General features: G+C 63.5%; 11 protein-coding genes. 7 read left to right on the top strand and 4 right to left on the bottom strand.

Annotated elements, in window-relative coordinates:
* Positions 1–43 precede the first annotated feature (43 nt).
* The 4 genes from tssE to tssJ form a co-directional block, all read right to left on the bottom strand.
* Positions 44–523, bottom strand: coding sequence for a type VI secretion system baseplate subunit TssE (tssE, locus tag VK98_RS22325; protein WP_048416125.1), 480 nt, complete (start codon positions 521–523; stop codon positions 44–46).
* 3 nt (positions 524–526) lie between these two features.
* Positions 527–1,228 carry a type IVB secretion system protein IcmH/DotU gene (gene icmH, locus VK98_RS22320; protein WP_048416124.1) on the bottom strand — a complete coding sequence of 234 codons (702 nt, stop codon included), beginning with the start codon at positions 1,226–1,228 and terminating at the stop codon, positions 527–529.
* A 7-nt stretch (positions 1,229–1,235) separates the two neighbouring features.
* Entirely contained in the window at positions 1,236–2,582 is a 1,347-nt protein-coding gene (gene tssK, locus VK98_RS22315; protein ID WP_048416123.1) for a type VI secretion system baseplate subunit TssK, read from the bottom strand.
* A 268-nt stretch (positions 2,583–2,850) separates the two neighbouring features.
* On the bottom strand, positions 2,851–3,390 hold the full coding sequence (gene tssJ, locus VK98_RS22310; protein WP_048416122.1) for a type VI secretion system lipoprotein TssJ: 540 nt from the start codon (positions 3,388–3,390) through the stop codon (positions 2,851–2,853).
* Between the two features lie 396 nt (positions 3,391–3,786).
* Between tssJ and VK98_RS23965 the strand changes: the two genes are divergently transcribed.
* From VK98_RS23965 to VK98_RS22275, 7 genes are all read left to right on the top strand, one after another.
* Positions 3,787–4,437 (top strand): M15 family metallopeptidase, encoded by a 651-nt coding sequence (locus tag VK98_RS23965; RefSeq protein WP_231589353.1) that lies wholly within the window; start codon positions 3,787–3,789, stop codon positions 4,435–4,437.
* A gap of 27 nt (positions 4,438–4,464) precedes the next feature.
* Positions 4,465–8,232 (top strand): type VI secretion system membrane subunit TssM, encoded by a 3,768-nt coding sequence (tssM, locus tag VK98_RS22300; RefSeq protein WP_048416121.1) that lies wholly within the window; start codon positions 4,465–4,467, stop codon positions 8,230–8,232.
* Positions 8,233–8,245: 13 nt separating this feature from the next.
* Positions 8,246–9,265: a type VI secretion system-associated protein TagF gene (gene tagF, locus VK98_RS22295; RefSeq protein ID WP_048416120.1), complete on the top strand. Its 1,020-nt coding sequence runs from the start codon at positions 8,246–8,248 to the stop codon at positions 9,263–9,265.
* A gap of 81 nt (positions 9,266–9,346) precedes the next feature.
* On the top strand, positions 9,347–9,859 hold the full coding sequence (gene tssB / locus VK98_RS22290; protein WP_043594331.1) for a type VI secretion system contractile sheath small subunit: 513 nt from the start codon (positions 9,347–9,349) through the stop codon (positions 9,857–9,859).
* Between the two features lie 3 nt (positions 9,860–9,862).
* Entirely contained in the window at positions 9,863–11,347 is a 1,485-nt protein-coding gene (tssC, locus tag VK98_RS22285; protein WP_043594333.1) for a type VI secretion system contractile sheath large subunit, read from the top strand.
* 113 nt (positions 11,348–11,460) lie between these two features.
* A complete protein-coding gene (locus tag VK98_RS22280; protein WP_019100067.1) occupies positions 11,461–11,958 on the top strand; it encodes a type VI secretion system tube protein Hcp in 498 nt (165 codons plus the stop codon).
* A gap of 142 nt (positions 11,959–12,100) precedes the next feature.
* A complete protein-coding gene (locus VK98_RS22275) occupies positions 12,101–12,535 on the top strand; it encodes an OmpA family protein (protein WP_019100066.1) in 435 nt (144 codons plus the stop codon).
* Positions 12,536–12,690 lie beyond the last annotated feature (155 nt).

Raw genomic sequence — 12,690 nt, 5'->3', positions numbered from 1 at the left:
GGCGAGCAGGGTGCTGAGGTCCATAGGGCGCTGTCAGGCTGGGTCAGCCTTGTACCTTGTAAACGTTGGAGGAGAGTTGCAGGGTGGCGTCGAAGGTGACCGGCGGCCGGTGCGGATGCACTTTCAGCACCGCGTCGACGCGGAAGCGCAGGTGGCGTTCCATCTCGCGCGGCGCGTCCAGATTCACCCGCACGCGGGACAGCCGTGGCTCGTGCACTTCGATGGCGCGGCGCAGCTGTTCGCGCAGCAGTTCCCGGTCTTGCGGGTTGAGCAGGCTGATGCCGGACAGGTCCGGAATGCCGAAACTCAGCATGCTGTCGTGCGCTTGCGGGTACATGTCGAACAGTTCCTGCAGCGGCGCGAGCCGGGTGTTCAGCAGCGCTTCCAGATCCCGCGCCAGCGAGCGCTTGATCTGCGGCAGTTCGTACAACATGGTTTCCGCGCCGTGGCTGTTGTCCGGCTGGTCGTCCAGCAGCCGGTCCAGCACCGACGGCAGGATCTGGGCGTGGCGGCTGCTCTGCATGGCTTACAGGCCGAAGATGGATTGGAGCTGGTTGGACAGCAGCCAGCGGTAGGCGACGAAGATGCCGGCGCCCACCACAGCCAGCAGCGCGAAGTACAGCCACAGCGGCAGTTCATGGCGGACAAAGGCCTGGAAGCGTTGCGGCAGCTGCCAGTTGGGCGCGAACTCGGCCTTGCCGCCGCGCACTTGCTGGATTTCCTGGCCCAGCTTGTGGGTCAGATAGCCCAGTTTTTCCTGGCCTTCCAGCAGGTATTTGCCCTGGAAGCCCAGCAGCAGGCAGGTGTAGAACACTTCCAGCGGCTCGATATGGGCGGCCGGGTCCAAACGCAGCTGCTCCAGGCGGTTGAAGAAGCCTTCGCCGGCCAGGTGCTCGCCAAACAGCCGCAGTTGCAGCGGCATGCGCTCCCACTCGTCGCGGATGTCGAACTCTGAGGACAGGATGATCTCGTCCATCAGCGCGCAAAACGCGTACTTGGAGTGGTTGATGGCGTTCTGGTCCTTGCCGAAGTTGCGCGCGTTGCGCTCGTACTGGTTCAGGAACTGGTCGACGCGGCGGTTGAACTCTACCGCGCTGCTGGGGGCGTTGCCGTCCCGCAGCAGGAACAGCAGGTAGATGCCGTCTTCCAGCATTTCGCGCAGGGTGGGGGCCGAGGTGGAGGCCACGGCCAGCGGGCGTTCTTGTAGGGTTGCGGCGGTTTGGTTCATGGCGGCCTCAGCGGAATACGGCGATCAGTTCAAGCGTCAGATTGGAGAGCGTCTGCGGCATATAGATGCAGATGCTGCGCGATTGCAGCATGCGGCCGAAGATCTCTCCGTGCGGTTCCAGCGCGAAATAGTGGTTGCCCACCCGCACCGGAATGGCGGACGGGGTTTGCGCCGCATGGCTGAGCGCCACGCCGCGCATCGCGGAGTTGAGGATTTTCTCCACGTCGTCCGGCGCGCCGATTTTCATCTTCAGCGGCACGCTGTCGATGATCTGGCTGGCCGGCAACTCGCTCTGCACCGACAGGTAGTAATCGACGTTCTCCAGCAGGCGGTCGCTTTCCAGCCGGCCGATGTAGAAGGACGGCTTGGGCGAATGCAGCGGGATGATGGCGTAGCGCGAGGAGATCACGGTTTCCAGCAGTTCGCGGATCTGCGTGTCCAGCGCCGCCAGCACGGCGTGCAGGTCGTCGTGGCGATAGGCCGGGATGTCGGACAGGGTGTAATGGGTGGAGAAGGTTTGCAGCTCGCCGCAGAATTCGGCCAGCGCCAGGTACAGCTCTTCCGGGTGCAGCGGGCTGGACAGCGACAGGTGGCGCAGCTTGGCGAAGTTGCGGTTGACGGTGTGCAGCAGCCAGAAGGAGCTGATGTCGCTGGAGCTGTACTCCATCACGTTCTTGGCGCGTTCGCGCTGGCCGCCGGACAGCGCCTGGTTCTTGACCAGCAGGATGTCCAGCAGGCGGCGCAGCATGTGGCTGACCTCGCGCGAGCCTTCCACGGTGGCCAGCGGCGGGATGAAGCCGCCGCCCAGCGCCCACTGGCCGGTGGCGTCTTTCTCCAGCCGGCACAGCGGAATGGCGTCGTAGCCGTCGCGGTTTTCCTCTTCGATCATCAGCCGCACGTCCAACTCCAGCGTGGACAGGTCGGCGTCCAGCGCCTGGGTGTAGAGGTCGGCCACTTCCGCGCTGGCGCTTTGAAAGCGGGCGGGGCGGGACATGGCTTCGCCGTTGCGGGTGTTGCCGCCGTAGGGCTGCATATGGGCGAGACAGGCGTAAAGCGTGGTCTTGATGCCGGCTTGCGGCAAGGTGTTCAGGTCGCGGGACAGCGGCAGCGGCGCGCTGGCCGGCGCCTGGTACAGCGTGCCGTCGCGGAACAGGATGGACAGGCCGTCGATGCGGACGGTGCCGCCCTTGAGCGCCTGTTCGTCCAAGGCGATGTGCTGCAGGCCCCAGCTGTGACGCTGGCTCAGTTGCTGTCGCGCGGCGACATGCTGTTCCAGCAAGAGGGTTTGCTGCTGAAAGTGCTGCGGGCGCAGGAACATGCCTTCGCCCCAGAGCACTCGTTTGGCTTGTTGCATTACTGATACACCTTGTCTGGATACCTACGTCAATTTCAATTGCGCCTGAAAATTCATCGGCTTGTCAGCCGGGCCAGGCCGCGGTGGGCGAAGGAGCGAACGGGCTTTGAGCCACGTCATGGCCAAGACTGTCCGCATCCGGTAATAACACCCTGTTCAAACTGTGTACACGATCGCTAAAATGCGCGACATTTTGCAGCAAGAGCGCCGCCCTTGTCATGCAAAAGAGTTTGTTAATTTTCAGCGTTGCCCGGCGCCGCGGCGGGCCTCAGTTTCGGCTGGCTGCGCAGTCCGCCTTGGCGGACGCGGGCTGGCCGGGCATGGTCAACGCTTTGGGTTTGATGGCTTCCAGGTGGCAGTCCGCGGCGCGGAAGCTCAGGTCTTTGCTGCGGACGGCGTCGGCGTCGTACAGCAGGCGCCAGAAGTGGGCATCCGGGCGGCGGAAAAAGCCGACGACGCCGATGAACTGAGCGTCTTTTTCAATGGTGACGTCTTCCAGCGTCACTTTACCACCTGGCAAAAAGGTCAGTTCTTTGCTGTTGATCAGACTGTCGCCCAGCAGTTCTGATTCAGGTTTGCCGCTGGACAGCGCCTCCATGGTCAGGCGGTTGAAAGCCTGCTGGTTTTTCAGCTGGTAGACATGCACCACCACGGACAGCGGTTTGCCTTTGGCGTCGCGGTTTAGCGACGGGCTGCCCTCAGCTTTGATGTCTATGGTCTTGGTGCTGGAACAAGCGGTCAGAGAGGCTATGGCAATGGCGTAAAATAGGGCGCGGGCCCGTTGCCAGCTGGGGCGTTTTTTCATCATGACGGCGGTTCCTAACGATTGGATTTGTGACTATCTGCTATCGAAAGTATCCCAAATTTTTGGTTTAATTGGAATGCATGCCCCGCCGCAAATTGATTTGCACACGGTAGCGAAAATCCGAGATCGGGTAGCTCAAGCTATTGATTTAAATTGTAATGTCATTTATCGTCTCGCGTCAAAATGCATTTGAACTATATCTTGCCGGTCTTGGTGCTTGGCATCGTTTTGCTCCTGTCCTGGTTGGGCTGGAAATTCTTCTTGGGACAGCCTCGCATTTTGGAAGGAAGCCGCTCGCCAAAGCCCGTTCTGTCCGGAGCGGAGGCTTTGGCCGGAGCCACGGCCGCAGGGCCTGAGAAACTGACTGAAAAGCCGGCGGCAAGCGCCGCTTTTTTGCGCGTGACGCGCCGCGCGCCAAGCGCCGCCGCGCGTTACTGGCGGGTGTGGCTGCCGGTGGTGTCGCTGCTGCTGGTGGCGTTGGCGGTGGCGATCACGCTGAAACTGAACCGTTTTCACCGCAGCCCGGAGTTCGAGGCGGCGGAGTATGCTCAGGGCATAAGAATTAAGCAAACGCTGTTGGAAGAAAAACTGGTGCCTCCGCCACCGCTTCCACCTGAAGCTTTTGTCAACGTCATAGCGGAGCGGCCCAGCCTGGGACATGCGGATCGGGACTGGAGCAAGCTGAATCCCGAGTTTGTGCAGGTGGTGCTGCGAGTGATGGAAAAAATGAAGGCCAGGGGCTTCCCCATGGTGCTGCTGGAAGGCTACCGCAGCCCGGAGCGCCAGGACTCGCTGGCCGGCCAGACCACGCTGGTGACCAAGGCCAAGGGCGGGCAGAGCAAGCACCAATACGGCCTGGCGGTGGACTTGGCGCCCATCCGCGAAGGCAAGGTAGTGATATCGGAACGCGATCCCTGGGCGATGCAGGCTTACAACGCGCTGGGGGAAGAGGCGACGGCGGCCGGCCTGACTTGGGGCGGCAACTGGAGTTTCAAAGATTTCGGGCATATCGAGCGCTCAGGCTCGCTGAAATCCCTGCTCAAAAAATAACGGTTTTCAAGAAGGTGGTGGGTGTTTATGAAAGGTTGGCTGCGTCACGCCAAAGTGGCTTCGGCAATCGGGTTCCTGATCCTGATCGCTTTGATCTGGTTCCTGGGACCGTGGTTGGGCCTGGAGTCGCTGGAAGCCCGTTTGGGCTGGATTATCGGCGTCATGTTGTTATGGGTGCTGACCCTGCTGGTGGGCCAGGTCTTGGCGCGCCGCGCCGGCGGTCTGCTGGAGCGCATGCTGCGCAAGCAGGCGGACGAGGCGGTGATCAACGCCAGCTCCGACAAGCGCGCCGAGGTCACCCTGCTGCGCCAGCGGCTGCTGGGCGCCATCGACACCCTGAAGAAATCCAAGCTGGGCACCGCCAGCGGCAGCGCCGCGCTGTACGAGCTGCCCTGGTACATGATCATCGGCCATCCGGCTGCGGGCAAGAGCTCGGCCATCCTGCAATCCGGCCTGACCTTCCCGTTCAGCGACAAGAGCGGCATCCAGGGCGTGGGCGGCACCCGCAACTGCGACTGGTTCTTCTCCACCGAGGGCGTGCTGCTGGACACCGCCGGCCGCTACGCGACTCAGAGCGAGGACCGGGTGGAGTGGCTGGAATTCCTCAAGCTGCTGAAAAAGCACCGCGCCAAGGCGCCGGTCAACGGCATTCTGATCGCCATCAGCCTGCCGGAACTGGCGCAGCACCATAGCGAAGGCTTCACCCTGTACGCGCGCCAGATCCGCGAGCGCATCCACGAGGTGTGCAACACCTTCGGCCTCCTGGTGCCCATCTATCTGGTGTTCACCAAGCTGGACCTCTTGGGCGGCTTCGCCCAGTTCTTCCAGGACGCCAGCGACGAAGACCGCGCCAGAGTCTGGGGCGCGACGCTGAGCGCGGACCAGGGCACCGGCTTCGACGTGGCCAATGTGACCGGCCAGCAGTTCGAACTGCTGTACCGCGGCCTGGTGCAGGCCGGCGAGGAAAAGCTGATCCAGTACCGCGGCGATCAGGTCAAGCCGGCGCACTTCGCTTTCCCGATTGAATTCCACGGCCTGAAAGAGGCGGTGGTCAAATTCGTCAAGCTGCTGCACGAAGAAGACCCCTACCACGCGCGGCCTCTGCTGCGCGGCTTCTATTTCACCAGCGCGCTGCAAGAGGGCGTGCCGCGCATCGTGGCCGCCAACCGCGTGCAAGGCCAGTTCGACCTGAGCCAGGGCGGCCAGGAGATGAAGCAGGCGCCGGCGTCCTACAGCTATTTCCTGCGCAATCTGTTCCGCGACGTGCTGTTCCAGGATCAACATCTGATTTCGCGGCAGACCAAGCCCAGCGGCAGCCGCTGGCGTTTGTTCGGCATGGCCGCCGGGGTGTTGTCGCTGGCCGCGCTGGCCAGCTTCTGGACCTGGTCCTTCATCGGCAACCAGCACCTGCTGGACGAGGTGAAGGCCGAGCGCGCGCAGGCGCAAAAGCTGGCCGCCAGCGGCCAGCTGTACGACAAGCTGCGCTCGCTGCAGATCTTGCAGAAGCGCCTGGAAGAGTTGCAGTCCTACCGCAAAAACGGCGCGCCGTGGCAAGTGGGCCTGGGCCTGTACCAGGGCAAGGAGCTGGAGCCGCAGCTGCGCCGCGAATATTTCGCCGGGCTGAAGGAAGTGATGCTGCGCCCGGTGCAGCGCAATCTGGAAACCACGCTGGTGGCGCTGAAGCCGGAGCCGCCGGCTCCGACGCCCGCCCCGGTGGTGAGCGAGCCGCCCAAGCCGGCGGCGCCGGCGCCCGCGCCGTTCAAACCCAAGCCTAAAAAGCACGCGCCGCGCGGCGGTCTGCCCAATATCAAGCTGAGCGCGCTGGACTGGCCGCAACGCGCCACCACCGCCAAGCTGGAAGCCTCCGCCGCGCAAGGCGAGGCGGCAGCCGCGCCGCAGCGCAACCCGCAGCAGCTGGACGCCAGCTACAACGCGCTGAAAACCTATCTGATGCTGCACGAGCAGAAGCGCATGGACGAGGCGCATCTGATCGACCAGCTGCCGCGCTACTGGCGGCCCTATCTGGAAAGCCAGCGCGGCCAGTACTCGGTGGAAGAAGTGATGGCGGTGGCCGAGAAGCTGGTGGCCTTCTACGTCAGCCAGATCAAGGAAGCGGACCTGCCGCTGATCGACAACAACGCCAAGGTGGTGGGCGAGGCGCGCGACGTGCTGCGCGGCTCCTTCAAGCGCCTGTCCGCGCAAGAGCGGGTGTTCAATGAAATCAAGGCGCGCGCCAACACCCGCTTCGCGCCGCTGACCGTGGCGCGGATTCTGGACAACCGGGATCTGGACGTGATGGCCGGCAGCCAGATGGTGGAGGGCGCCTACACCCGCGAAGCCTGGAACGGTTACGTCAAAGCCGCGATCGACGAAGCCAGCAAGGGCGAAATCCGCAGCGACGACTGGGTGCTGGCCTCGTCCACTCAGGACAATCTGGGCCGGGACGGCGACGTGGAGAAAAACCGCGCCGCGCTGGAAGCCCTGTACCGCGGCCAATACGCCGCCGCCTGGAAGAAATTCCTGATCGGCGTCACCACTCGCGACTTCACCAATCCGGCCCAGTCCGCGTCCGCGATGGCGCGGCTGTCCGACAAGCAAAGCTCGCCGATCAAGCTGGTGCTGGCGCGCGCGGCGATGGAAACCGCCTGGGACAACCCGTCGGAGTTGAACCGCTCGCTGGAAAACGCCAAGCAGTCGATGCTGGAAAAAACCGCTGAATTCCTCAAGGGCGGCAGCGCGCCGGCCCAGGCGGACAAGGCCAAGCTGTACGGCGAAGTGGGCCGTCAGTTCGCCGGCGTGGCGCAACTGGTCAAGGGCGAGAACCCGCCGATCAACGCCTACCTGGACCAATTGGCCAAGCTGAAAGCCAAGCTGGCGGCGATCTCCAGCACCGACGAACCCGGCCCGCAAGCCCGCGCCGCCTTGCAGGCGACCCTGGGCGGTTCCGGTTCCGAGCTGGGCGACACCGCCTCCTTCGTCGACAACACCCTGCTGAGCCAGGTCACGCCGGAAACCGGCGAGATGGTGCGCCCGATGCTGGTGCGCCCGCTGACCCAGTCCTACAACGCCCTGCTGGGGCCGGTGGCCAACGACATCAACCAGGCCTGGGTCAACGAGGTGCTGCCGCAGTGGAAGCAGCTGGCCGGCAAATACCCGTTCGCGGACTCCAGCAACAGCGCCTCGGTGGCGGAGATCAGCCGCTTCGTCAAAGCCAACGACGGCACGCTGGACAAATTCATCAACAAATACCTGAACGGCCTGGTGCAGAAGAAGGGCGACCAATTGGTGCCGCGCGCCTGGGGCAATATGGGGGTCAAGTTCAACCCGGCCTTCCTGTCCAGCGTCAGCAGCCTGTCCGCGCTGGCCAACGCCCAGTTGCAGGACGGCGAGAACACCCGTTTCGAACTGCAGCCGACGCCGACGCCGGGCCTGTCCGAAATCGTGTTCGAGGTGGACGGCCAGGAACTGCGCTACCGCAACGGCCCGCAGGCCTGGCAGCCGTTCACCTGGCCGGGCAACGGCCAGAACGCCGGCGCCCGCATCCAGGTGGTGTCCTACAGCGGCGCCAGCAGCGTGGTGGGCAATCAGCCGGGCCGCATGGGCCTGATGCGCTTACTGTCCAGCGCCAAGGTCAGCCAGGACAGCCCGGACTCCGCCCAGCTCACCTGGAACCTGCGCAAGCCCGACGGCGAGGCGCAGACGGTGAAATTCAATTTCCGCATGGTTGGCGGCGTCAATCCGCTGCAACTGAACAAGCTTTACAAGCTGACCTTGCCTGAGCGCGTGACGCTATAAGGGAGACACAGTCATGGCGTTCAATTTCAAGCGGGCGCAGGAAACGCCCCCGCAATTCTGCATTTTCGGCAAATTGCCGCGCCGCGGCGACTTCGTCCGCGTCAACGCCACCCACCCGGCGGCCACCCAGCTGGACCAGCTGCTGGCGCAAAGCCTGGGCGGGCTGGAAGCCGGGCCGGAAGCGGTGGTGCGCTACCGCGCGATGCCGGGCACCAGCTTCGTGCTGCGCAGCCGGGACCAGATGTGGCTGTCGCTGGGCGTGATGCAGCCCAGCCGCGACGAAAGCGGCCGCAATTACCCCTTGGTGGCGGCCTCGCTGATGCCTTGCGACGCGGCCTTGCCGCCGCTGTCCGTGCTGATGCTGGCCAACGAGCTGTTCTTCTCCGGCCTGAAGGAGCAATTGAGCAGCGCCATCGACAACGCGGTGGAAATGCTGGCCTGCCGCCAGTTCCTGGAAGAGCAATCGCTGTTCGGCATCTCCTCGGTGGCGGACCTGGAACTGGCGCAGCAACTGCTGGAGCGGCATCTGAGCGTGACCCCGGCCTCCCATCTGGGCCGGCTGCTGAGCAGCCGCGGCCTGCCGGACCTGGAAACGGTGCTGCTGGCCTTCACCTTCCATCACCAGCTGTTGCGCAAGTTCCAGGGCAGCCTGACCGCGCAGACCTATCTGCTGCCGCTGCCTGACTGCGACGGCGAAGACATGCTGACCGCGGCCACCTGGCTGTCGCTGTACCAGGCGGCCACCGCCGGCCAGGCCGGGCAGGCGGAACAATGCCTGCTGATCCATCGGCCGGAAGGACGTTTCCTGGCGCTGCTGCCGGGAGACTTGAACGAGCAGATCGTCGCGCAGTGCTGGGGCGGGCAGCTGGACGCCCGTTTCATCGTAGACGTGGCAGAGCCGCAGGCGCCGTGGCGTAGCCACCAGGCCTATGCCGAAGCGGCCTACATCCTGGGGCGGAGGCTGAACGATCCGTCCATTTCGGTGGCGCAGCTGCGCGAGGTGGCGTCCAGCCTGTCGCGCAGCGTGGCCTGAGTAGTGGCGTAACACCGGAACGGCCGGCCATTCGCGCAGGCCGCTCCCATCAGAGCTTTGTGAACTTGAGAGAGAACCATCATGGCCAAAGAAAGCACACAGAAAAAACTGTCGCGGGTACGCCCGCCGCGCGTGCAGATCACTTACGACGTTGAAATCGGCGACGCCATCGAAACCAAGGAGCTGCCCTTCGTGCTGGGCGTGCTGGGCGATTACTCCGGCCACAGCAAGGAACCGCTGCCCAAGATGAAGGAACGCAAGTTCGTTCAGATCGACCGCGACAACTTCGACGAAGTGCTCAAGGGCATGGCGCCGCGTCTGGCCATCAAGGTGGACAACAAGCTGAAGGACGACGGCAGCCAGCTGGCGATGGAACTGAACTTCGAAGAACTGGCGGATTTCGAGCCGCAGAACGTGGTGGGTCAGGTCGAGCCGCTGAAAAAGCTGCTGGACGCGCGCAAGCGCCTGGCCGACCTGCGCAACAAGATGGCGGGCAACGACAAGCTGGAAGAACTGTTGGACGAAGTGGTGCGCGATACCGAAAAGCTGAAGGCGATCAGCCAGGCCGCGCATCCGGACAAAGCGGGAGAGTGATAGATGAGCGCAGAACAACAACTTGAGGCCGGCGCGGCCGCAGCGCCGGCGGCCGCCGGCAGCCTGCTCGACTCCATCATCGAGCAAAGCCGCGTCGCCACCAACGACAACGAGAAGGGCCACACCCGCGATCTGATCGGCGAACTGGTCGACCAGGTGCTGGAAGGCAGCGTCAGCGTATCGCGCGACCTCTCCGCCAGCATAGACGCGCGCATCGCCGAGATCGACGCGCTGATCTCCTCCCAGCTGAACGAGATCATGCACCACAACGACTTCCAGAAACTGGAAGCCTCCTGGCGCGGCCTGAAATACCTGGTGATGGAGTCCGAAACCAGCACCATGCTCAAGATCAAGGTGCTCAACGCCTCCAAGAAAGACCTGGTCAAGGACTTCAAGGCGGCGCCGGAATTCGACCAGAGCGCCTTGTTCAAGAAAATCTACGAAGAAGAATACGGCACCTTCGGCGGCGCGCCTTACGCCGGCCTGGTGGGCGATTACGAATTCACCCGCCACCCGGAAGACTTCTACCTGCTGGACGAGCTGTCCCACGTGGCCGCCTCCGCGCACGCGCCGCTGATCACCGCCGCCGCCTCCGGCCTGTTCGGCCTGGAAAGTTTCACCGACGTGGGCAAGCCGCGCGATCTGGCCAAGATCTTCGACACCGTCGAATACGCCAAGTGGAAATCCTTCCGCGAATCCGAAGACTCCCGCTACGTCGGCCTGGTATTGCCGCACGTGCTGGGCCGTCTGCCTTACGGCCGCGACAACGTGCCGGTGGAGGAATTCGACTTCGAGGAAAACGTGGACGGCAGCACCCACGAGAAATACCTGTGGACCAACGCCTCCTACGCCTACGCCGCGCGTCTGACCTCCGCCTTCGCCCAATACGGCTGGCTGGCGGCCATCCGCGGCGTGGAAGGCGGCGGCCTGGTGGAAGGCCTGCCGGCCCACACCTTCAGGACCGACGACGGCGAAGTGGCGCTCAAATGCCCCACCGAAGTGGCGATCACCGACCGCACCGAAAAACTGCTGTCCGATCTGGGCTTCATCTCGCTGGTGCACTGCAAGAACACCGACTACGCGGCCTTCTTCGGCGGCCAATCGGTGCAGAAGGCCAAGACCTACAACACCGACTCGGCCAACGCCAACGCGCGCCTGTCCACCCAGCTGCCCTACATCTTCGCGGTGTCGCGCATCGCGCATTACATGAAATCCATCATGCGCGACAAGATCGGCAGCTTCGCCTCGCGCCAGAACGTGCAGGACTTCCTGAACACCTGGCTGGCGCAATACGTGCTGCTGGACGACTCCGCCAGTCAGGAAGCCAAAGCCAAATACCCGCTGCGCGAAGCGCGCGTCGACGTGGTGGAAGTGCCGGGCAAACCGGGCGTCTATCGCGCCGCCGCCTTCCTGCGGCCGCATTTCCAGCTGGATGAACTGACCATTTCCCTGCGTCTGGTGGCGGAACTGCCGCAACCGGCGGGCTAAAGCTGGAGAGTCCGTGTTTGCCCGCCGCGTTCCGGCGCGGCGGCGGAGGCGGGCGTCTTTTGGAATGGGAGGGAGCGCCCTCCGATTTTTGACCTTTGTTTAAGGAGAAGTAAATGGCTTTTGATGCATTCCTGAAAATTGACGGTATTCCTGGCGAAAGCAGCGACGAGAAGCACGCCGACTGGATCGAGATCCAATCCTTTGCCCACAAGCTGGAACAGCCGGCGCAAGCCACCGCCAGCTCCGCCGGCGGCGCCACCGCCGAGCGCGTGAACCACGGCGCTTACGAAATCACCCACTTCCTGGACAAAGCCAGCCCGAAGATTTACGAAGCCTGCTGCAAGGGCCAGCACATCAAGGAAATCACCATCGAACTGTGCCGTGCCGGTGGCGACAAGGTGAAGTACATGGAGATCAAGATGGAACAAGTCCTGATCGCCAAGGTTGAGCCGCACGGTTCCGCCAACGACAGCGGCTTCCCCAGCGAAAAAGTGAGCTTCACTTACGGCAAGATCAAGTGGACCTACACCCAGCAGAAGCGCGAAGGTGGCGGCACCAGCGGCAACGTCAGCTCCGGTTGGGACCTGACCGCCAACAAGGCGATCGCCTAATTCCCTAGCGGTGCTGTAAAGCTGACCCGCCCGTCTTCCGGGCGGGTTTTAGGCATCCGGGAAACTGCCGCGCGCCGGCCCGGCGCAGCGGTTTCCCGGCTGTTCTTTGCCCATGTTTAAAGTCAATCCGGGAAGTAATGCTATGAAACGTTTGCTGATGGTCGCCGCGCTCGCCTTGTCGCTGGTGGGCTGCAAGACCAATCCTAACGCTCAACAAGCCTCCAACGACCCCGCCGTGATCAAGGCGGCGGAAGAAAAGGCCGCGCTGGACAAGGCCGTGGCCGCCAATATGGCCATAGACCCCAACCTGATCCCGTTTGAAAAAATGAGCCCCAAACTGTCCCCGGTGGGCGAGGCTCAACTGCAATTGCTGCTGCCCAAGCTCAAGACCGCCAAATCCATCCTGGTGCGCGGCCACTGCTACCGCGGCGACATCGGCAACGCCCGCGCCGCCGCGCAAACCCGCGCCATCGCCGTCAAGCAGTTCCTGACCGATGCCGGCGTGCCGGCCAATAAAATCACCGTGCGTTACGACACCGAGCGCCAGCTGCACGCGGTGCGTCTGATCGCCAACTGAATTCCGGCGCCTGGCCGCTCCGCGTCAGCGGGCCGCCGGGCGTTTTCGGGTGTTTAAGCAAACCCGGTGTGGCAGCGCGGGGTTTGCTTAAGGACTCGCCAATTGCGCAGTCGATTTGAATTAGGTTAACGCCATGGACCTCAGCACCCTGCTCG

Source organism: Chromobacterium sp. LK11, assembly GCF_001043705.1.
In the GTDB taxonomy this organism is placed as follows: domain Bacteria; phylum Pseudomonadota; class Gammaproteobacteria; order Burkholderiales; family Chromobacteriaceae; genus Chromobacterium; species Chromobacterium alkanivorans.
The sequence above is the reverse complement of the archived record's forward strand: the minus strand, read 5'-3'. Positions and strand labels throughout refer to the sequence as shown.